This is a genomic window from Curtobacterium sp. 320, assembly GCF_031455235.1.
GTDB lineage: Bacteria > Actinomycetota > Actinomycetes > Actinomycetales > Microbacteriaceae > Curtobacterium.
In genome coordinates this window covers 136,013-157,224 of record NZ_JAVDSI010000007.1, presented here as the reverse complement: position 1 = coordinate 157,224, position 21,212 = coordinate 136,013, and the positions used below count along the sequence as shown (strand labels likewise).

Annotated in this window: 16 protein-coding genes; 4 read left to right on the top strand and 12 right to left on the bottom strand. The window is 69.4% G+C overall.

All coding sequences use genetic code 11. The features are described 5' to 3' along the window. Positions 1-42 precede the first annotated feature (42 nt). Positions 43-1,416, bottom strand: a complete 1,374-nt coding sequence (locus J2X60_RS11420; RefSeq protein ID WP_309887551.1) for an ATP-binding protein — start codon at positions 1,414-1,416, stop codon at positions 43-45. After that, complete coding sequence (locus tag J2X60_RS11415; RefSeq protein WP_309887548.1) at positions 1,413-2,096, bottom strand: response regulator transcription factor; 684 nt, start codon at positions 2,094-2,096, stop codon at positions 1,413-1,415. Before J2X60_RS11415 ends, J2X60_RS11420 begins: the two co-directional genes overlap by 4 nt. A 185-nt stretch (positions 2,097-2,281) precedes the next feature. Here J2X60_RS11415 and J2X60_RS11410 point away from each other — a divergent pair, with 185 nt between their 5' ends. Beyond that, positions 2,282-2,746 carry a DUF2231 domain-containing protein gene (locus J2X60_RS11410; RefSeq protein WP_309887546.1) on the top strand — a complete coding sequence of 155 codons (465 nt, stop codon included), beginning with the start codon at positions 2,282-2,284 and terminating at the stop codon, positions 2,744-2,746. A gap of 70 nt (positions 2,747-2,816) precedes the next feature. Here J2X60_RS11410 and J2X60_RS11405 read toward each other — a convergent pair whose 3' ends face one another. Both J2X60_RS11405 and J2X60_RS11400 read right to left on the bottom strand, forming a co-directional pair. Then, positions 2,817-3,830 carry a cation diffusion facilitator family transporter gene (locus J2X60_RS11405; RefSeq protein ID WP_309887544.1) on the bottom strand — a complete coding sequence of 338 codons (1,014 nt, stop codon included), beginning with the start codon at positions 3,828-3,830 and terminating at the stop codon, positions 2,817-2,819. After that, a complete protein-coding gene (locus J2X60_RS11400; protein WP_309887541.1) occupies positions 3,827-4,189 on the bottom strand; it encodes a metalloregulator ArsR/SmtB family transcription factor in 363 nt (120 codons plus the stop codon). Before J2X60_RS11400 ends, J2X60_RS11405 begins: the two co-directional genes overlap by 4 nt. Before the next feature lie 91 nt (positions 4,190-4,280). On the opposite strand from J2X60_RS11400, the gene J2X60_RS11395 reads away from it, so the two are divergent. Then, a complete protein-coding gene (locus tag J2X60_RS11395) occupies positions 4,281-5,615 on the top strand; it encodes an MFS transporter (RefSeq protein ID WP_309887539.1) in 1,335 nt (444 codons plus the stop codon). Between the two features lie 118 nt (positions 5,616-5,733). On the opposite strand, the gene J2X60_RS11390 is transcribed toward J2X60_RS11395, so the two are convergent. From J2X60_RS11390 to J2X60_RS11380, 3 genes are read right to left on the bottom strand one after another with little or no spacing between them, the layout of a single operon-like run. Continuing rightward, complete coding sequence (locus J2X60_RS11390; RefSeq protein ID WP_309779481.1) at positions 5,734-6,639, bottom strand: helix-turn-helix transcriptional regulator; 906 nt, start codon at positions 6,637-6,639, stop codon at positions 5,734-5,736. Further along, on the bottom strand, positions 6,636-7,010 hold the full coding sequence (locus J2X60_RS11385; protein ID WP_309887537.1) for a DUF2255 family protein: 375 nt from the start codon (positions 7,008-7,010) through the stop codon (positions 6,636-6,638). The genes J2X60_RS11390 and J2X60_RS11385 overlap by 4 nt, the downstream gene beginning before the upstream one ends. 4 nt (positions 7,011-7,014) lie before the next feature. After that, complete coding sequence (locus J2X60_RS11380; protein WP_309887535.1) at positions 7,015-7,422, bottom strand: cupin domain-containing protein; 408 nt, start codon at positions 7,420-7,422, stop codon at positions 7,015-7,017. A 114-nt stretch (positions 7,423-7,536) separates the two neighbouring features. Between J2X60_RS11380 and J2X60_RS11375 the strand changes: the two genes are divergently transcribed. Further along, positions 7,537-9,591: a GMC family oxidoreductase gene (locus J2X60_RS11375; RefSeq protein WP_309887533.1), complete on the top strand. Its 2,055-nt coding sequence runs from the start codon at positions 7,537-7,539 to the stop codon at positions 9,589-9,591. Between the two features lie 18 nt (positions 9,592-9,609). On the opposite strand, the gene J2X60_RS11370 is transcribed toward J2X60_RS11375, so the two are convergent. The 3 genes from J2X60_RS11370 to J2X60_RS11360 all read right to left on the bottom strand — a co-directional run bounded on the left by J2X60_RS11370 (position 9,610) and on the right by J2X60_RS11360 (position 15,475). Beyond that, positions 9,610-10,401, bottom strand: coding sequence for a GAF and ANTAR domain-containing protein (locus J2X60_RS11370; RefSeq protein WP_309887531.1), 792 nt, complete (start codon positions 10,399-10,401; stop codon positions 9,610-9,612). A 1,640-nt stretch (positions 10,402-12,041) separates the two neighbouring features. Beyond that, on the bottom strand, positions 12,042-12,416 hold the full coding sequence (locus J2X60_RS11365; RefSeq protein ID WP_309887529.1) for a hypothetical protein: 375 nt from the start codon (positions 12,414-12,416) through the stop codon (positions 12,042-12,044). Then, positions 12,413-15,475 carry a cutinase family protein gene (locus tag J2X60_RS11360; protein WP_309887527.1) on the bottom strand — a complete coding sequence of 1,021 codons (3,063 nt, stop codon included), beginning with the start codon at positions 15,473-15,475 and terminating at the stop codon, positions 12,413-12,415. The genes J2X60_RS11365 and J2X60_RS11360 overlap by 4 nt, the downstream gene beginning before the upstream one ends. Before the next feature lie 513 nt (positions 15,476-15,988). Here J2X60_RS11360 and J2X60_RS11355 point away from each other — a divergent pair. Then, positions 15,989-17,362 (top strand): alpha-L-fucosidase, encoded by a 1,374-nt coding sequence (locus J2X60_RS11355; RefSeq protein WP_309887525.1) that lies wholly within the window; start codon positions 15,989-15,991, stop codon positions 17,360-17,362. A gap of 35 nt (positions 17,363-17,397) precedes the next feature. On the opposite strand, the gene J2X60_RS11350 is transcribed toward J2X60_RS11355, so the two are convergent. Together J2X60_RS11350 and J2X60_RS11345 are read right to left on the bottom strand one after the other, a co-directional pair. Then, positions 17,398-20,382: a glycoside hydrolase family 2 TIM barrel-domain containing protein gene (locus tag J2X60_RS11350; RefSeq protein WP_396127790.1), complete on the bottom strand. Its 2,985-nt coding sequence runs from the start codon at positions 20,380-20,382 to the stop codon at positions 17,398-17,400. Further along, positions 20,379-21,179 carry a carbohydrate ABC transporter permease gene (locus J2X60_RS11345; RefSeq protein WP_309887524.1) on the bottom strand — a complete coding sequence of 267 codons (801 nt, stop codon included), beginning with the start codon at positions 21,177-21,179 and terminating at the stop codon, positions 20,379-20,381. Before J2X60_RS11345 ends, J2X60_RS11350 begins: the two co-directional genes overlap by 4 nt. Positions 21,180-21,212: the final 33 nt, after the last annotated feature.

Genomic DNA, 21,212 nt, shown 5'->3' with positions numbered 1-21,212 from the left:
CGTTCGAGACTTCGAGTGATCGACGGCGGCGTCGGATCGGCGTCAGGCCGCCGGCAGCCGGACGGTCGCGACCGCGCCGCGGTGATCGGGGCGCTCGCCGTTCCGGAGCGACGCCGACCCGCCGGCGCGCTCGGCGATCCCACGGACGAGCGCCAGACCGAGTCCGCTGCCACCGAGCACCGCACGCCGCGCACTGTCCGCCCGGGCGAACCGCTCGAAGGCCTGGGGCAGGAAGTCCTCGGGGACACCGTGACCGTCGTCGACGACGGTGAGTTCGAGCGCGTGCGAGGCGTCCTGGGCGAGCGTCACCCGGATCACGCCGCCGTCGTCCCCGGCGGCGATCGCGTTCGCGACCAGGTTGTCCACGATCCGGGCGAACGCGGCGGGCTCGAGGGCGTACCGCTCGTCGGGAGCGTCGAGTGCCGCCGTGAAGTCGATGTCCCGATCGACGGCACCGCCGAGTGCTCGCGCGCGGTCGATCGAGCCCATCAGCTCCGTCACGAGCGCGGCCGCCGGGGTCGACGGTGCAGGACCGGACTCGTCGAGCCGGCTGAGCTCGAGCATCGTGTTCGCGAGTGCCACGAGCCGTGCGGCGTCGCCCTCGGCAGCGCGCAGCTCCCGTTCGAGCGCCTCCGCATCGCCCGACGAGCGGTGTGCGAGCTCGAGCCGAGCGGTCAGGGCGGCGAGCGGTGTCCGGAGTTCGTGACTGGCGTCGGACACCATCCGCCGCTCCCGCTCGGCGTTCTCGCGCTGCCGGTCGATGAATGCGTTGAGCGTCCGGGCGAGAGCGGCGAGCTCGTCGTCCGACGGTCCGACCGGCAGGTGTCCGCCCGCGGTCCCCGCGCTGAGTTCCTCGGCGGTCCGACGCATGCGCGCCACCGGCCGGAGCGCGAGGGTCGACAGCAGCCACGCGGTCGCGGCGAAGGCGAGGAGGGCCAGGACGGTCCCGACGACGAGCGAACGGTCCACGCGGGCGACGGTCTCCTGCCCGGCCCTGCCGTCGTGCGCAGCCCAGACGACGGCGGAACCGGTGTCGCTCGCGACCGGCACTCCGACGACGGTGACGAGCCGGTGCCCGGTGTGGAGACGGAGCGTGACCTCGTCCTCGGGGACACCGGACGGCAGTGATGCCCGGACGTCGCGCGGCAGCGAGTCCACGAGCCACGTACCGGAAGCGGTCCGGATCCCGACCAGGACGTCCTCGGCGGGGCGGTCCGGCGCCTCGTCCGGGTTGTGACGGAGGTCGGAGACGAACGGCGCGGCGTCCCCGGCGGCGAGGGACTCGTCGGTCGCGATCGTCGCCCGCTCGATCTGCACGTGCAGCACGACCGCGATCCCGGAGAGGACCACGGCGCCCACGACGAGGCTGCCGAGCGTGATGCGCGCGCTGATCGAGAGGCGGCGGAGGACCCTCATGCCGTCGGCACGACCTCGAGCGCGTAGCCGACGCCGCGCACGGTGCGGATCGCGACGTCGGCGTCCGCCGCCTGGAGCTTCTTGCGGACGTAGCTGACGTACTGGTCGACGATCGTCGGGTCGAAGTGCTCGGCGCTCCCCCAGACCTCCTCGAGGACCTCGGCGCGGGTCCGCGGTGCCGGCGAGCCCTGGATGAGGAACCGCAGCAGCGAGAACTCCTTGACGCTCAGCGGCAGGTCACGCCCGCGCACGGCGGCGCGGACGGCGACGGTGTCGAGTCGGACCGAGCCGGCCTCGACGACCGTCGCGGTCCCCGCCGCGCGACGGCGCAGGTGGGCTCGGATGCGGGCGTTGAGCTCGGCGATCGCGAACGGCTTCGTGAGGTAGTCGTCGGCTCCGGAGTCGAGCCCGAAGACCCGGTCGTCCACCGCGTCGCGCGCCGTGACGAGCACGACCGGGAAGTCCTCGCCCATCTCGCGCAGCCGACGGCAGACCTCGAACCCGGACATCTCCGGGAGCATGACGTCGATCGCGGCCGCGTCGAACAACTGCGCCCGCGCCTGGACGAGCGCGGCGACCCCGTCGGACACGACCGTCACGGCGTGCCCCTCGCCGACGAGCCCGCGTTCGACGAGTGCGCCCATCTCGGGATCGTCCTCGACCACCAGGATGTTCGCCACGTCACACCACCCCGCTCGTCCCGAGGAGCGATTCGAAGACGAACGTCGCCGTGCTGGTCATGCCCCCAGCGAACCAGGTCCGGGCGCTTCCGTTCGTGTGAGGTTTCGAACGATGCCGGCGCCCGGAACCGCTTGGCTGGAGCCACAGTGCCGGCGCCGATCGGCGCACGATGTGGAAGGCCGACATGGACTGGCAGTTCGGCGGGTTACCGCTCCACCCCCTCTTCGTCCACCTCACCTCTGTCGCGGTCCCGGTCGCGGCCCTGACCGCGATCGCCGTCGCCGTGTGGCCGAGAGCACGACGGTGGCTCGCGGTCGGAGCGCCGATCATCGGGCTCGTCGCGCTGGTGTCCGTCCCGCTCGCGACGTCCTCCGGCGAGTGGCTGGAGCACCACGAGCAGGAGACCGCGTTGCTCGAACGGCACACCGAGCTCGCCGACGGGATGCTCCCGTGGTCGATCGCGGTGTTCGCGCTCCTGACGCTCTGGTGGGGCTGGCACCGGTTCGGGACCGCCCGGGTGACGAACAGCGGCGTGGTGCGGGCCGTCGGGATCATCGGGCCGGTGCTGCTCGCGGTGGTCGCCGTCGTCTCGATCGTCGAGGTCGTCGTCATCGGCCACGCCGGAGCAGAGTCCGTCTGGAAGGGGTAGGCGCCACCCCGCGTCGGACGGGAGGCGCGGTGCGGGCCCGCACCGCGCCTCCCGTCCGAACGTGTGCCGGTCAGTGCGTGTGGTCGCCGATGCTGGTGGCCACCGCGGGGGTCACCGTGAACCGGTCGAGGTTGCGCATCGCGTCGCGGAGGTGCTCCTCGGCGTGCTCCGCGAGGTGCGTGGCGGCGTGCAGGTCGGCGGCCGCGACCTCGACCGTCGCGGATCCCGTGAGCCGGTGCCCGGTCCAGCGGAGCCGGACGTCACGGACGGCGAGCACCCCGTCGGCGTGCTCGAGCGCGTGTTCCGCCCGGGCGACCAGCGCGGGATCGACCGCGTCCATGAGCCGCGCCCCGATCGACCGCACCGTTCCCCAGAGCAGCAGCAGGATCGAGATCGAGATGAGGAGACCGATGATCGGATCGGCGAGCGGGAAGCCGAGCATCACGCCGGTAGCACCGAGGACCACCGACAGCGACGTGAAGCCGTCGAGCCGGGCGTGCACGCCGTCGGCCACGAGCGCCGCCGAACTGATGCGCTGACCGACGCGGATGCGGTAGATCGCCACGATCTCGTTGCCGGCGAACCCGATGAGCCCGGCGGCGACGAGCAGCCAGGGCGCCTCCACCGGCCGCGGGTGGACGAACCGGTCGATCGCCTGCCACCCCGCGACGACGGCGGAGAGCGCGACGACGAAGACGATGAACATACCGGCGAGGTCCTCGGCGCGACCGTACCCGTAGGTCATCCGGCGGGTCGCGAGGCGGCGGCCGAGGACGAACGCGATCCACAGCGGCACGGCGGTCAGCGCGTCCGCGAAGTTGTGGATGGTGTCAGCGAGCAGGGCGATCGAGCCGGTGAACGCGACGATCACGGCCTGCAGGACCGTCGTGGCGAGCAGGACGAACAGGCTGGTCTTGAGCGCGCGGACGCCGGCGGCACTGGCTTCCATCGCGTCGTCGATCGAGTCGGCGCTGTCGTGCGTGTGCGGGACGAAGAGGTGCTGGAGGAAGCTCCGCACCCCACCGTGCGGATGCGAGTGGTCGTGCCCGTGGTCGTGCGGGTGCGTGTGGTCGTGGCCGCTCATGCCCGTCCCGGCTCCCCGCGGTGGTGCGGTGGCGCGCCGACCACGTGTTCCGCCTGCTTGACCGCGTCGATGACGAGCTCGGACGCGTGCTCGTCCGTGAGCCGGTAGAACACCGTCGTGCCCTCGCGCCGCGTCGAGACCATCCGGGCGAGCCGCAGCTTCGCGAGGTGTTGCGAGACCGCTGCCGGAGTCTTGTCCACGACGTCCGCCAGGTGGTTCACGGACATCTCCTCGGCGCTCCGCAGCGCGAGGATGATCTTCACCCGGGTCGCGTCCGCGAGCATCGCGAACACCTCGACCGCGAGCTCGACGTACTCCGACTCCGGATCGAGTCCGCATAGTTGCTTGTCTACGTGCACACGCAGATACTAATGCACTGGTGCGTCACCGCCACCCGGAGTACCCGCTCAGGGCATCCCACCCGGCCGCCCGGCGCGCGACCATCGAACCGTGACCACCTCGGCGCCCCGTGTCGCGCTCCTCCTGGCCTCCCTCGGGTTCTTCCTCATCACGCTCGACATCCTGATCGTGAACGTCACGCTGACGACGATCGGCCGGGAGCTCGGCGGCAGCACCTCGGGCCTGCAGTGGGTCATCGACTCGTACACGCTGCTCTTCGCGTCCCTGCTGCTGTTCGCCGGCAACCTGTCCGACCGCATCGGTGCGAAGCGTGCCATCGGGTGGGGCATCGCCGGGTTCCTGGTCGCCTCGGTCGCCTGCGCGATCGCTCCGACGCTCGGCACCCTGATCGGAGCGCGCGCCGTCCAGGGCGCTGCGGCAGCGGTCATGCTGCCGGCGTCGATGGCGCTCGTCCGCGAGGGGTTCCCGGACGCCCGCGAACGCGCCCACGCCCTCGGCATCTGGGCGGTCGGCGGCGCGGTGGCCGGAGCGGTCGGGCCGGTCCTCGGCGGCGCCCTGACCACGGTCGACTGGCGGCTCGTGTTCGCGATCAACCTCCCGGTCTGCTCGGTCATGCTCGGCATGCTGCTGCGGGTGGCGCCCTCGCCCCGTCACCCGAGCCGGTTCGACCCCGTGGGTCAGGTTCTGGCGCTGCTCACCCTCGCCGGACTCGTCTTCGGCCTCATCGAGGGCGGCGCGCACGGCTTCGGCACCGGGTACGTCGTCGCCGCACTCGTGGCCGCCGCTGCATCGCTCGTCGGGTTCCTCGTCGTCCAGGCCCGGGGTCGCTCCCCGATGATGCCGCTCGACCTGTTCCGGTCGAGCGGCATGCGGATCGCGCTCGGAGTCGGGTTCGCGTTCATGGTCGGCAACTTCGGCAGCGTCTTCGTGCTGAGCCTGTACCTGCAGCAGCACCTCGGGCTGTCGCCGCTGCTCGCCGGACTCGTGTTCCTGCCGTCTGCGGCGTGCAGCATCGTCGGCAACGTCGTCAGCGGCACCCTCGCCAACCGCTTCGGCGCCCGCGTCCCGGTCGTCGCCGGACTCACCACGATGGTCCTGGGCCTCGTCGTGGTGATCGTGTCCGCACCGTTCGACTCGTGGGTCGCCGTCGCCGTCTGCGCGGTCCTGACCGGCGCGGGCGGATCGGTCGCGATGCCGCCGGCGACGTCCGTCGTCCTCGCCAGCGTCCCCCCGGAACGCTCGGGGACCGCGAGCGCCGTCTTCAACACCTTCCGCCAGGTCGGCGGCGCGGTGGCCATCGCCGTGTTCGGCGCCCTCCTCGCCGACCGGGCGCACTTCGTGACCGGCACCCAGGTCAGCTTCGTCGTCGCGGGAGCCGTCATCCTCGTCGCCGCGGTCGCGGCCACCCGCATCCGCACCACGTGACGGTCGGTCCGGTCGGGCGGGAGGCGACCAGTGACGGACGGGAGGCGCGGTGCCGGCTGGCACCGCGCCTCCCGTCCGCTGGGTGGTCGCGTCGCGACCCGGTGTCAGCGAGCCGTCGTCACGCGCGTCCGTCCGCCGCAGCGGGGTCGGCGGCGTGCGCCGCGTCCCGGCGCTCGGTGGCGTCGAGGGATCCGAGCAGGCGGAGCGCATCCGACGTCGGCGAGCCCGGTTCGGCCGTGTAGAGCAGGAAGCTCAGCGCCGGGTCGCTCATCAGGCGGGAGCCCTCGAACAGCAGGTCGAGTGCGCCGACGACCGGGTGCACGAAGTGCTTCTCGCCGGTGCCGTGCCGGCGGACGTCGTGCGCGCCCCACTTCGTCCGGAACTCGGGGCTGCGCGTGGAGAGCTCGCCGACGAGGTCCTGCAGCTCCCGGTCGTGCGGGTCGTGCCCCGCGGCTGCGCGGAGGATCGCCACGCTCTGGTCGGCGGCGAGGTCCCAGTCCGGGTAGAACGCGTCCGACCACTCGCGGTCGAGGAACGCTGCGCGGGCGAGGTTCGGGCGCTCGGCCTTCCGGAAGAGGTCGGCGTAGAGTGCCCGTCCGAGCGCGTTCGCGCCGAGCACGTCGAGGCGGTCGTTGCGGATGAACGCCGGTCCCCCCGTGAAGGCGTCGAGCGCGTACTGCAGGCCGGGGCGCAGCGTCTTCGGCGTCGTGGACCGGCGGCGGGCGGCCCGCACCGGCGAGGCGTTCGCGGCTCGGGCGAGGTCGAACAGGTGGTCGCGTTCGGCGTCGTCGAGGAGCAGCGCACCGGCGATCGCGTGCAGGACGCCCTCGGACACCCCGGAGAGACTGCCGCGCTCGAGTCGGGAGTAGTACTCGACGCTCACGTCGGCGAGCATCGCCACCTCGCCGCGGCGGAGGCCCGCGACCCGCCGGTTCGCTCCTGCGGGCAGGCCGACCTGCTCGGGGCGGACGCGGGCGCGCCGGCTGACGAGGAAGTCCCTGACGTCGTCGCGGTTCGTGCTCATGGACGGGGACTGATCCGGACGGTCGCCGAGGTCGGTCCGTCCTGCAGCATCGGGGGCAGGTACGGGCTGCCGGCGTACTTCGCCTCGTAGGCGGCGTCGATGCGGCTGTTCAGGTCGGGGCCGACGGCCTCGAAGGCGACCTCGTGCTCGGCCCCGGCGGCGCGGATCCTGCCGGCACCCTGCTCGACAGCGGCGCGGAACCACCGGGAGCGTCGACCGTTGTAGGCGCGGGCGTACAGCCCGCCGCCGACGACCACGGACCAGATCCACGTCGGCGTGCCGTACGTCGTGCCGTCCCCCCGGAACGGGCTGACGTGGAGGTCGTCGCTCGCGGCGATCGCGGCGATGGTGTCCTCGTCCCAGTTCGTCATCGGGTCACCGGCCCGCGAGGTCGTCGTCGGAGACGTGCTCGAGCCACGTGGTCGTGGTCGACGGGTCGTCGGCGCTCTCGAGCATCGCGAGGTGCTCCATGAAGGTGCCCTCGGCGGAGGCGTGGAAGTGCTCCTCGCCCGGTGAGACGTAGACGGTGTCGCCGGGACGCGCGGTCACGATCTTCCCGTCGCGGGTCCCGAAGCGCGCCACGCCCTGGGTGACGCGGAGGAACTGGCCGCGGGCGTGGGAGTGCCAGGCGGTGCGGGCACCGGGGGCGAACTTCACGAGCGCGAGCGTCGCGCGCTGGTCGCCGTCCTGCGGGGTGACGATCGGGTCGACCCACACGTCGCCGGCGAACTGCTCCGGCGGGTTCTTGGCGGTGGGCTGCTTCGGCAGGATCTCCTGCGGCATGGGTTCGTCCTCTCTCGGCGGGTGGTCGTGCGCCCGCTGCGTCCGACGCTACGACCGATGGCGGTCGGGAGGGATGTCCTGACAGGGTGACCTTGTCGGTCTAGCGTTGCGAACATGGGCAGTGACGCACCCCGGACGACCGGTCGCGGTGATTCGACGCAGCAGGTGTTCCTCCGCCGCAACCGCGTCCGACTGCAGTCCCTCGTCGACCGGGTCGTGCCCGCCGACGAGTACCCGTCGGCGTCCGAGGCCGGCGGGCTCGAGTTCCTGGCGTCGGTCCTCGACGAGCGTCCGGACTGGCTCGACCGGCTCCGTGCGGTCGTGGACGGCCACGACCAGGACGACGACCCCGACTGGGCGTGGTTCGCAGGGATCGTCGCCGCCGGCTACTACGCCGACGCGGGCAACGGCGGCAACGCCGGCGAACGCTCGTGGGACATGGTCGGCTGGCAGCCCGGGCCGCCGGCGGGGTGGAGTGTCCCGGTACCGGTACCCACGGCGCAGCCGGTGGTGGTGCGCCCGTCCGAGTTGGCCGAGCGGTACGACGCGATCGTCATCGGTTCGGGCGCCGGCGGGGGTGTCGCGGCGTGCGGGCTCGCCGAGTCCGGGCGCCGGGTCCTCGTGGTCGAGGCCGGGTCCTGGCCTGGCACCGCCGACCTCGCGCAGGACCACATCCGCAATCCCCGGTCGACGTGGGGGCTCGCACCGCGATCGGGTCCCGTCGACCTCGGCAACCCCCGCGTGATCGCCTCGCAGGAGGGAGACCGGGTCGCCCGGCCGTCCGACTGGGACTGGCACAACAACGCCTTCACGGTGGGCGGTGGCACGAGGGTCTACGGCGCGCAGGCGTGGCGGTTCGCCCCGAGGGACTTCACCATGGCCACCGACCACGGCGTACCGGACGGCAGTGCCCTGGCGGACTGGCCGATCGGCTACGCGGACCTCGAGCCCTGGTACGAGCGGGCGGAGTGGGAGCTCGGCGTGAGCGGCGACGGCGACGGTCCCTGGGCCGGTCCCCGCACACGGGCGCTGCCGATGCCGGCCGTGGCGGCGGGACCCGCGCGGGAGCGGCTGGCGCGGGCCGCGACCGAGCTCGGCTGGTCGACGGTGCACGTCCCGCTGCTCGTCAACTCGGTCCCCTTCCTCGGGCGGGGAGCGTGCGAGCAGTGCGGGATGTGCGTCGGGTTCGCCTGCCCCGTCGACGCGAAGAACGGCAGCCAGAACACGATGCTCCCCCGGGCCTTCGCCACCGGCAACGCGTCCGTCCTCCTCGAGACCCGGGCCGCGCGCATCCGGACGGACCGGTCCGGCCGCGTCGTCGGGGTGACGCTCGTCGGGACGGTCGACGGCGTGGACTGGCGTTCGGACGTCGACGCGGCGGAGGTCGTCGTCGCGGCGGGCGCGGTGGAGTCCGCCCGGCTCCTCCTCAACAGCCGCAGCGAGCAGGAGCCGAACGGGCTCGGCAACGGCCAGGACCAGGTCGGACGGCACCTGCAGGGGCACCGGTACGGCGGCGCGATGGGCATCTTCGACGACGTCGTCGAGGACGGCCTCGGGCCCGGGCCGTCCATCGCCACGACCGACTTCCGACACGGCGTCCCCGGGCAGATCGGCGGCGGGATCATCGCGGACGAGTTCGTCGCGACGCCCTCGAACACCTACGCGTACCTCACCGGCTTCGGGCTCGTCCCCCGTGCGGGCATCGACAGCAAGCACGGGATGCGCGACCTCGCCCGCCGGAGCATGCGGCTGATGGGGCCGATCCAGGAGGTCACGTCCGCCGACTCCCGCGTCCGCGTCGACCCCGCCGTCACCGACCGGTGGGGCGTCCCCGTCGCCCGGTTCAGCGGTGGCCCGCACCCTGAGGACACCCGTGCCCGAGACCACACCAGTGCGCGGAGCGGGGACTGGCTCCGGGCCGCGGGTGCGACGCGGGTCGCCGAGATGCACGGGGAACTGACCGGGACGAGTGGTGGCCAGCACCAGGCCGGGACCCTCCGCATGGGCGACGACCCGCGCACGTCGGTCGTCGATCCGTTCGGCCGGGTGTGGGGACACGACAACCTGCGCGTCGCCGACGGGTCGGTGCACGTCACGAACGGCGGGGTGAACCCGGTACTGACGATCTTCGCGACGGCGATGCGGACGATCGACCACATGGTCCGGTGACGTCGGGCGCCGCGGACGCTACCCGCGCCGGCGGGTGCGGGGGCCCGGCGGGTCCGTCGGGTCCGGCGGGTCCGGCGGGTCCGGCGGCTCCGTCGGCTGACCGAGGACGGTCCGACCGGCGAGGACGGCCAGCGCGACCTCGGTGACCGGGAGCCGGTTCCGGCGTGCGTGGTCACGCAGCAGCGAGAACGCGGTCGCGGGGTCCACGCCGTTCCGGTTGGCGAGCCACCCCTTCGCCTGCTCGATGACCGTCCGGCTCTCGAGGGCCGCCTGCAGCTGCGCCTGTGTCGTCACGGCGTCGTCGATGGTCCGCTGCTGCACGACCGAGATCGCGGCGATGTCCGCCAGGGCCCGCGCGGCGACGAGGTCGTCCTCGTTGAACGCGCCCGTGGACTCGCCGAACAGGTTGAGCGACCCGATGACCGTCGCCCGGAGCCGCAGTGGAATCGAGTGGACGGCGCGGTACCCGGCGTCCGCAGCGGCCCGGGAGAAGTGCGGCCATCGAGACTCGGCGGCCAGGACGTCAGGGATCGAGACGACGGTCCCCGTCCGAGCGGCTTCGAGGCAGGGTCCGTCGCCGACCTCGAGCTGCAGGAGTTCGAGCAGTCCGCTGTGGTGCCCCACCGAAGCGGCGATGTGCAACCGGTCGTCCGACCCGAACAGCATCAGCCCGGCGGCCTGGACGTCGAACAACGCCGCCGACTCGTCCACGAGGAGCTGCAGGCGGCCCGCCAGGTCCCGTGGACCGGTGGCACCGCCGACCAGTTCGATGATCGTGTCGAGCAGTCGTCGTTCGCGGTCGACACCCAAGGGGTCACTCCAGATTCGGTGATCAGAAGTGGCCGGTCGTGCGCTGCTCCAGCGGCCGGAGACCGCGTGGTCCCACCGTACGGCCCGCACATGCGAGCGGCCCGGGCGTCCGACGTGCCTGACCGGCGCACGACGGAAGGCACCGCGAACCGCGGGTCCCCGTGGTTCGCGATGCCTTCCGTTGTGCGCAAGCACCCCGCACCGCGGGGCGGCTCCGCGCGCCGCCGCCGCGGCGCCCGAGCACCAGCCGATCTGTCGGGAAACGGGGGTGTCTCTCCGTGTTGTTGGCGGAACACCTGTCTCCTCCGAGGGAGCAACGATTCTCGGCAATCTGCGTTGGGTGTCTCCTCGCATCGACCTCCGCCGGGTCCATGACGAAGTTGTCGGTTCGGGTCCTCTTCCCCCGGCGGCGCGGGCACCTTCACGAAGACTGGGGGCCGTGGGCCCGCAGCACCCGTCGCGACTGATGGAACAAAGGTCGGGCTGCTGCCCGACAGGACCTGATCAACACTGCGCTTGCCCACGACGACCCAATCCGTCTGATGACCGCGGGATCTCCGCCGTCACAGGAGGAATGCCCGGCACGCCCCGAAGTGTGACGAGGATGCCGCACCAGTGCTGAGCTGTCACGCACGATCGCGGACTCAATGAGTGTTGCCGGCGCGACGCGGAGGAGCACACCGAACACGGCGTCGAAAGGGCCGCGAACCCTTTCCGAGTCATCGTCCAGGTCGACGCGCGCGCAGACCATGGCCGATGGACAACGAATGCATTGCCCGCAGCGGATGCCAAGAACGCCGCCTACCGGCACATCCTACAGTGACCAGCACTGTTGCGGTTGGGCAGGGACCCGCGGGCATCACTATCACCCCAGACGGGAGCAAGGCATATGTGGCCAACAGCTCCAGCAAAACAGTTTCCGTGATCACGCTGCAGTGAGCCGCTGCATTGTACAGGAACGCGCCAGCCGCCTCAGCGTGTCAATGGCCTCGAGTCTCGTGTAGGAGCAGCGACGAGTCCAACAATTGTCCTGGTGTCAGCGAGCATCGCGGGTCGGTTTTGTTGGCCCCGATCAGCTTCGCCACGACGCTGCGCCTGTCTCGCAACCAACCTTCATGACAGCGATTCTGGCTGATACTTGCGACACATAGTTACGAGACTCGCCGCCCATGGAATCTCGCGGAACTCGGGTACGCGATCCCGGCACCTACGAAACGTCTCGCAACCGTAGGGATGTAAGTCGGATGGCCAGAACGGCCACTAACGGGACATTGCGGTTAAGTGCCAGTCACACCGCTCGTTGCGGATTTCTTTTGGTCGAACGCAGCGATGCTGGCCAGCACGCTCTTGCGGTGCTGGACTTCCAGCACCCGCACTGCGTCAGCCACACAACAGTCGTCGCCTGCGCACTGCCCGCACCGCCCCGCAGAGCTCCCCACCCTCCACGAAGGTGAGGAGCTCTGCACACATGGCCCGTGTCGAAGTGCCTTTCGTGGCACCGAACAGAGGATCGCTACTCCTGGATCTGCACTAGGTCCGCCGGCCCAAGTAGCAGCGGCAGGATCGTCGGAACATTCAAAATCGCAAACGCTCTTGAAAAGACATCCTGAACCTCGCGCAGCCACCCACTTCCAGGCCGCTCAGTGTTGGGGCAATGCAACCTTGAGAAAGACAACAGCTATTAAGGTGACCAAAACAACGACAACGACTGAGCCAAGGACGAATAGCGCACCACGACGACCAGTTCGGTGCCGACGCACACCGAGGAGCAATCCACCCGCCACCGCCCCAAATCCGATTGCAAGAGATAGAGCCATGCTGCCGTACCACCCCACACCGGAACATGGGACATTTTGCCTCTCCGCACAAAGCGCGTAGGCAGTCAGGTTCGAATCGAACACATAACCAGCCCCAATGATTGCCGCGAACAAACTTATGATGAAGAATACCCAAATCATAACTAAATCGGCGCGCAAGCTCGGTCGTTTACGATCGTCGTTGGTTAATGTGTTCATGCAAACTGCCTCAACCACTTCTCTTCATTACTAGGAGTAGGCTCATTCTTATACGAATTGTGGACGGGCAGCGACGTGCCGAGTGTTTGACAGAAGAGGTCATTCGGGAAACAGTAAGATCGAACTTGCGTTACCTTCTTTCCCTTATTGTTCTTGGCCTTGAGGAAGTCAACGCTATGGTGCCACGGGTAAAGCTTCCCGTTGAGGCCGCCATTGCCCGGTGCGTCCACGTACTCACCCCACCTGTACGTGGGATTGCCTGCGAGCACGCCACCCCGGAAATTAGCTTGCGCTGTCTTGGAGAATTTCCTACTCGCGAGGGTATCCTCGACCACTTGAGCCCCTTGGGAATGTCCGCCAATCCAAATCTTCGTGGAAGAGCAGCTTTTCGCTACGGCGTTAACCTCGGAAATGAGATTTGCTTGCCCCTTTGCTTCGCTATTCCAGTACACCGGACCAACAGACCCGCTCCAACTGGCAGGGTAGTTCAGGGACTCTACAGTGGCGCGAACATCGTTCCTGAGCTTTCGGGCAACCTGCTCCATCTCGCCGTACCCTCCGGATGTCCATCCGTGGCCCCACCTGGATTTTCCGGAGCCAGCTTTCTCATTTGTGCCACGCACGCCAATGAAAAGCCATGACGGACAGCTAGATGCTGCAGACGCCTGCGTCGACTCGGTTTGCGAGGAGTTTGTAGTGTCCTGAGTCGTGGCGCCTGTAATCAGATCCGAGTCTGTGGTTGCGGTGAATGACCAAGTTGGAGTGGTCACGTCTGCGATAGTCGAGCCATCGTTCAGTGGCCCTCTTGCCTCAGCGTGCCAGAAATATGTGCGCCCCGTTGTGAGGGTTCCTGACTCGACAGACAACGGGTGGGATGACCAGTCCGACTGGACGACGACACCGCTTCCGTCCTTATTAGCACTGACTGTGTATTGAAGTTCGACGTCATCACTGAACGGAGCACCGTCGGTGTCGACAAAAAGTGTGGGCGCGATATCCGCAGAAGCCTCTCCATCCTTGATCGACGGTACGTAGTCCGCGTTCGACCACAGTCCCGAGCCGAAAGCAAAGGTTGCGTCGGTGCTAGCGTTTGTCGCATCAATTGACGTCGTGGCAATGATCGAGTGCGCCGCAGCCCCCGCCGGGATTGTCACAGTCATTTGCGTGGGATCTCCAAGACTGAGAGGTTGGCTGCCGACATCGTTTCCGTCGAGAGCAACGGAAAGATTTGCCGCGTCCGTGTACGCCGGCGGCGCCGTAACCGTGCACGTCACGGGCGCATCGAGGGCGTCGTATTGCCAGCTACCGTCCTGATACGGAGAGGGGCAGGAAATAGCAGCGGTCGGTGCCGTGCTCGCTACGAACGACCATGTCGGCGATGTGACGGTCTTGACAGTCGTGGAGCCTCCGCTTGTGCCACGCACCGACACAGACCAGAAGTAGGTGTGCCCTGGCGCCAATGCAGTCGCTGGGATCGGGAAATCACCCGCGACCCAGTCGCTGTCGGCCACCAAATTGCTACCGTCGGCGTCGCTTGTGATGACGTAGTGGAACTGAGCGTCAGGGCCGAATGTGTCGTCGGCAGGAGCGACTGAAAGCGACCCGTCTGTATTGGTCTCCGCCCCGTCAGCGGGAGTCGGAGTCAGCGACTTCAACGACCAATCACCGAGGCCAAAGGAGTAGATATTCGCTGCAATAAAGGCGCCACTTGCGGTATCAACCTCTACCGAAATCGTGTGGACACCCCCGTGCGCCGGGACGGCAACGGAGGTCGTCGTCGTGCCGCTTTCGGACAGGTCATTGAGACTGTCAAGATCCCCGTCGAGGGTGACGGCGAGCTGTTGGCCGCTGCTCGATTCCGTGGGTGTCACGACAGTGCACATGATGTCAGCAGATGGAACCGCTGTTGCCCAGCTGCCCGCGAGATATGGGCTCGGGCACGAGATAGTCGGCGCTTGCGGGTTTGCGTACCAGCCCTGCACGTCGATGATGAAGTTCGTTGCCCCGTTGCCGATGTTGTGGAGGCTGATCTTCCCGTTCGCGCCGACGGGGACGGTGATCGTGTTGCTGCGGATCGTGCCGTTGTCGTAGCGGAGGGAAGCAGTGTCGGGCTCGCTGGTGCCGTTGGCCCAGACGCGACCCCACCCGGAACCGTTCGCAGCGCTGGCGGTCAGGGTCAGGACGACAGAGTTGATGCCCGAGCCCATGACGGGGACGCCGACCTGTCCGGCGACGTCGACTGCGCGGGTCTCGTTCCCAGCGAGAATCGTGTTCCCAGTCGCCCGGGTGTCGAAGATGCGGCCCGAGCCCGGCGTGAACACCGCACCGGAGCCCCCGGTGGCGGTGAAGTAGCCCTGCACATCGATGGCGAGGTCCATGGTGCTGTTGGCGTTGTAGACCGTGATCTTGCCATCAGCGGACAGCTGCACCTGCGCCTGCATCGTCGTGATGGTGCCGCCGGCGTAGTTGAACGAGTTCGCCGGACGCGCCGCACCCGTCGGGTACGGCGTCAGGAACCCCACGTTCGACGTCGCGTTCATCGCAACCAGGTTCACGATCACCGCAGACGCACCCGCCGGCACACCGGCGGTACCGGTGACCTGCAGCACGGCGCTCTTGCCGGTGGTGAGCTGCGCCTGCGGGAACCCGGTCCCGGAGCGGGTGTCCGCGACGCGCTTGCCGTTCAACGGCACGAACCCACCGGGGGCGGTGCCGTCCGTGTTCGCGGTGTAGTAGCCCTGCACGTCGAGGATCAGCCGCGCGCTGGTCTCCGCGTACACCTGGATGGTGCCGTCGGCCCCGACGGCGAGGACGGACGAGAACGACGTGTTCTGCTGCTGCTCGCCGCCGTAGATCCCCATCAGCGTGTACTTCGTGTCCGCATCCGGACGGCCAAACAGCTGCCCTTGCCCGGAGATGTCCGCCACGGTCGCAACGACCGATACCGCACCGACCGAGCCGTCGTCCGGCAGACCAGCAAGGCCGGCGACCTTGACGGTGCGCCACGTCTTTGCGGGCATCGGCGTCGAGTACCCGCCGATGTTGTTCTTCGTGTCCATGATCCGGCCCGTGGCCGGGACGAACACACCACCGGTACCGGTGTCGTTCAACGCGGACGCCGGCGTTGCCACCAGCAGTGAACCGATCAGTGCGAGCGCTCCGAGTGTGGCGGCAGCGATGCTGCGCCTCCTCGAGCGCGGAGCGTGCAACAACGTGCGCACGAGACCCCCTGAGCCAAGCGACAGCACGGTTGCTGTCAGTTCTCGGAGCATAAGAGGAAGCTGAGATCGACTCGGTGGCCCCCTTTCGGGGACGAAAGGAAAACCCCAGTTCACAGGCTTAGTTCCGCGATGGGCTTAATGGACTCTCAGACCCAGGTGGTCGCGTCCGAGATTAACGGTCGTACTCCTCGAGGGCCGATCTCTCCCCTCAAGTGCGCCGATCCGCGGCGGGCTCTGGACGGGCCCCTCGGCACCCTCCTAGGCTTGTCAGCACAAACTCGAAGCCGCTTGGGCAGCCCATCAGTGGCCCCAAAGTCGTGCTGCGCCGCACCTGACTCAGGAGCAACGTCCATGGCCATGTTCGACCCTTCCGCGCGTCGTCCTGCGCTCTATGAGCAGTTCATCCGGCCCGTGCCAGGGTGGTTCCCCGCAGCCAGGTTCGGCATCTTCGTGCACTGGGGTGCGTACTCGGTACCGGCGTGGGCGATCCCGCTCGGCGAGCACGGCACCGCGCACGACGACTGGTTCCTCCGGAACCCGTACGCGGAGTGGTACATGAACACGATCCGGATCCCCGGCTCGCCCGCCGCCGCCCACCAGCGAGACGTGTGGGGCGGCGCCCCGTACGATGCTTTCCTCGACAAGTGGCGCGCTGAGGCGTTCGACCCTGCGGCGATGATCGACCTGTTCGCGCGCGCCGGCGCCGGCTACGTCGTCCCGACCACGAAACACCACGACGGCATCGCGCTCTGGGACGCGCCAGAGACCGGGAACCGCAACACCGTGCACCGCGGCCCGCGACGCGACCTCGTGCGCGAGTTCGAACGGTCGACCCGGGCGGCGGGGCTGCGGTTCGGCGTGTACTACTCCGGAGGCCTCGACTGGCACGCGGCGGACACCGGGCTGATCTGGGACGCCGACGACGACTCCGGTGCACGCCCGCTCGGGGTCGAGTACACCCGGTACGCGAACGCCCACGTCCACGACCTGATCGACCGGTACCGTCCCGACGTGCTGTGGGGGGACATCGACTGGCCCGATGCTGGGAAGCCCGACGGTCCGGACAGCTTCGCTCACGTCCTCGAGCACTTCTACGCGACGAACCCGGAGGGCGTCGTCAACGACCGGTGGGGCACGACGCACTGGGACTTCCGCACGAGCGAGTACCAGGCGGGCACAGACCTCGAGGGCGGCGAGCCGTGGGAGAACTGCCGCGGGATCGGCCTCTCGTTTGGGTACAACCAGCTCGAGGACGACCTGGACCTGGCGATCGACGGCCCCGGCGCGGTCCGGCACCTCGCAGACGTCGTGTCCCGCGGCGGTAACTTCCTGCTCAACGTCGGCCCGGACGCCGCCGGGCGGATACCGGCTCCGCAACGGGCGTGCCTCGAAGGATTGGCGGCCTGGATGGTGCACAACCGGCGCGCGGTGATCGGCGCCGGGCCGGTGCCTACCGAGGTCGCCCGCCGCGGCTCCACGCCGTGGGTGCGCTGGACCCAGGATGGCGAGGACGGGTCCCGGTACGCGATCGTCGACACGGCGGGCGCCGCGATCGACGTCAAGCTCGACGTCACTCCCGACCGGGTCCGGCTCGATGATGTCCACGTACTGCGGGCGGACGGTGGGCCAAGGCTCGACGCGACGGCTGCGGAGGACGGCGTGCAGGTCCGCATCCCGTCGACGGGGTCTTCAGCGCCAGTGGTGCTCCGTTTCGGCTGTCGCTGACACCCCGCGCCCCGGTCCTGCGCCGGGCCCCGCGCTCACGACGACGAGCGGAACACCATCTCGAGCGCGACCTGCCGCGGCCACAGCGCGAACCGCGGTAGCACGTCCGGTCCGCACGCCCGCGAGCCGAGCCCGTGCTGCGCGGCGTCGAGGTACAGGTGCAGGCGATCGGACGGAGCAAGCTCGTGCGGGTGCTCCGCCCGGTCCCACTGCTGCGCCGTGTGCCGGGCGAGCTGGAACCCGGGCAGGTCCGCACCGGCACCGCGCTGGGCGTCGATACAAAGCCGTCCGATGCGCAGCTCCCGGAGGCCAGGACGGTGCCCGGTCTCCTGCGGCCGTGCGTACCGGACGCCGAGGGCGTCGACGGAGGACGCGAACCGGCCGATGACGACGCCGTTGGCAGCGTCCGGATAGGACTCGTGCGGGCCGGTCCCCCACCACTCGACCGCGTCACCGAGGTCGTCCGGCAGGTCCAGGTGCAGGCCGATCCGCGGCCAGGTGCAGTCCCACGGCCCGACGGGCACGGCGCTCCAGCGCAGCCGCAGGTCGTCGCCGTCACCCGACCAGCGGAACTCCGAGTCGATGCCGGACCCCGTGCCGGCCGGCATCGACCGCAAGCGCTGCACGAGCACCCCGCCCTCGTTCTCCACCGCCGTCACACGGTGCGTCAGCCGGTCGAGTCCCCGCTCCCGCCACCGGTCGGCTGAGGGCGGCACGGACTCGTCACCCCGGCCAGCGCTGAGCTCCGGCGACGTCGTCTCGTAGGAGCCCTGGCCGCACGCCCGGTCGTTCTCGGTCGGTGCGCGCCAGAGCTCGGGCACCAGGACGGCGACGTCGATGCCGAACCACGACCGCAACGCCCCGTCCTCGCCGAAGACCGCCGCGGTCGGCAGCGTGCCGGACAGGCGCGCCGACGGCGTCAACGGCACGACCTCGACAGGGGTCTGGACCTCGGCCACAACCTGACCACGCGGCGCCCAGACGGTGTCCCGCCGGAGGGAAGCCCGGAGCGTGAGGTGCGCCTCCCGGCCCCTGCGCGGCGCGACCGCGTCGCTCGGCAACGCGACGATGACGTCGCGCCCCGGGCGGACGGGAGGCACGTCCAGCGCTCCGCCGTCGACCACCCGTCCATCGACGCGAAGCTCCCACGACACGGCCAGGTCCGCCGTGTCGGCATGCGCCCGCTGCGAGTGGACGATGAGCGACGACCCCGTGCGAGTGAAGCGGACCGGTGCCCAAAGCGCGCCGAGGTCGGCCAGTGCCGGGCTCGGCGTGCCGTCGGACAGGACAAGCCCGTCCATCACGAAGACACCGTCGTGCACCGGCTCGCCGAAGTCGCCGCCGTACCCGAAGTACGTGGACCCGTCAGCGGTGGTGGTCAGGATGCCGTGGTCTCGCCACTCCCACACGAACCCGCCGTGCAGCCGCGACCAGCGTTCGAAGCGGTCCTGGTAGTCGGCGAGCGAGCCGGGACCGTTACCCATGGCGTGGCCGTACTCGCACAGGACGAACGGCTTCGCGCGTTGCCGGGCACCGGCTGCCGGACCGACCTCGTGCACGGGCATGGCGAGGTCACCGCAGACCGAGTCGATCTCCTCGAGCGTCGGGTACATGCGCGAGTACAGGTCGGTGTACGCACCCTCGGTGTCGCCCTCGTAGTGGATCGGTCGGGACGGGTCGCGGCGGCGGATCCAGTCGGCCATCGCGGCGAGGTTGCGCCCTGTACCGGACTCGTTGCCGAGGGACCAGACCACGACCGACGGGTGGTTCTTGTCGCGTTCGACGGTCCGGCGGACCCGGTCGAGGTACGCGTCTCGCCAGGCGGGGTCGTCCGACGGGTTGCCCGACCAGCCGACCTCCCAGAAGCCGTGTGTCTCGAGGTCGCATTCGAGCACGACCCAGAAGCCGTACTCGTCGGCCAGTTCGAGGAAGCGCGGGTGCGGCGGCTGGTGCGCGGTCCGGATCGCTTGCACACCGTGCCGCTTCATGAGCGACAGGTCGGCGCGAAGGGTGACCTCGTCGAACACCCGGCCACGGTCCGGATGGGTCTCGTGCCGGTTGACGCCGTGAAACACGAGCGGCACGCCGTTGACGAGTAGCCGGTCGTCGACGACCTCGACCCGGCGGAACCCGACGCGGAGTCGCACCGTCTCGGCGTCTGTGGCGACAGCGACGTCGTAGAGCCGCGGCTCCTCGGCGGACCACGCGTCCACCGTCCCGACGTCGACCCGGGCAGGCGTGCCGGGAGTGACCTGTGCCTCCAGGCCGGTCTCGGGCAGACGGACCGTGACCTGTGTCGCGGTGGTGACCGTCTCGACGACAAGGGTGCCACGGCCGCTCGCCGGGTCGCGGTCGGCGGTGACGAAGACGTCATCGAGGCCGCCGTCCGGGCGGTGTTCGAGGGTGACGGAGCGGAACACACCGGGCAGCCACCACTGGTCCTGGTCCTCGAGGTAGCTCCCCTGCGACCACTGGTGCACGCGGATCGCCACCGTGTTCGCACCGGGCCGCAGGTGCTCAGTCACGTCGTACTCGGTCGTGAGACGGCTGCCCGTCGACCACCCGACCGCCCGGCCGTTCACCCAGACCCGTGCGAGGGACTCGGCCCCGTCCAGCCGGAGCAGCGTTCGGCCTCCGGCGGGCCACCAGTCCGGCAGGTCCACGGTCCGGACGTGGTCGCCCGTCGGGTTGCGGTCGGGCACGTGGGGTGGATCGACCGGGAAGGGGTAGCGGATGTTCGTATAGGCGGGCGCGCCGTGACCGTGGAGGACCCAGTGCGAGGGGACGGGGAGGTCAGACCAATCGGGCTCGGTTACGTCGGCCACTCCGGCCGGGGTGGCCGCGAACGGAGGGACGCCGTCGACCTCATCCCGCGGTACTCGGTCGTGCAGCCGGAAGCGCCACGTACCGTCCAGCGACAGTGTCTTGGCGTCCGAACGGAGTCGGGCGCGCGGTGGTAATCGCGAGTCGGACCCCGGAGCGGTCGTGCCGATCGGTCCGACGGCTCCGGGAGCCGTCACTTGATCGCGCCCTTCGCGATGTCCCCGATGAACTGCCGCGCGCCGATGAGGAACACCACGAGCAGCGGCAGAACGGACAGCAGGGCGCCGGCCATGACCATGCTGTAGTTGTTCGCGAACGTCGTGTTCAGCTGCGCCATCGCCACCTGCAGCGTCAGGTGGTTCGGGTCGTTCAGAACGATGAGGGGCCAGAGGTAGTCGTTCCATGAGCCGATGAACGTGAAGATGCCGAGGAATCCCAGGCCCGGTCGGATGAGCGGGATGCAGACCGTCCACCACTGCCGGAAGAACCCGGCGCCGTCGATCACGGCGGCATCCATCAGCTCGTCGGGAACGCTCGAAAGGATGTACTGCCGCAGCCAGAAGATGCCGAAGGCGTTCGCCGCCGCCGGGACGATGAGCGCCTGCAGGTGCCCCACCCAGCCGAGGTTTGTCATGGTGATGAACTGCGGGATGATCGACAGCTGCATCGGAAGCATGAACGTCACGAGCACGATCGTGAAGAGGGTCCTCCGCAGCGGGAAGTCGAACTTCGCGAAGGTGAAGGCGGCGAGCGAGTCGAAGAAGAGCACGAGCACCGTGACGCTCACCGAGACGATGACCGTGTTGAGCAGCGCGCCGCCGAAGTTGATCTTGTCGAAGACCTCGCCGATGTTCTGGAACAGCCACGGACCCGGAACGAAGACGGGCGGTGACTTGTAGATGTCACTCGTCGTGTTACTCGCCATCACGAACAGCCAGTACAGCGGGAAGATCGAGATCACCGCGCCGATGGTCAGCAGTGTGTAGAGCACCACGCGAGGAGCCCCGGGGCCGCGTCGGCGTCGGGG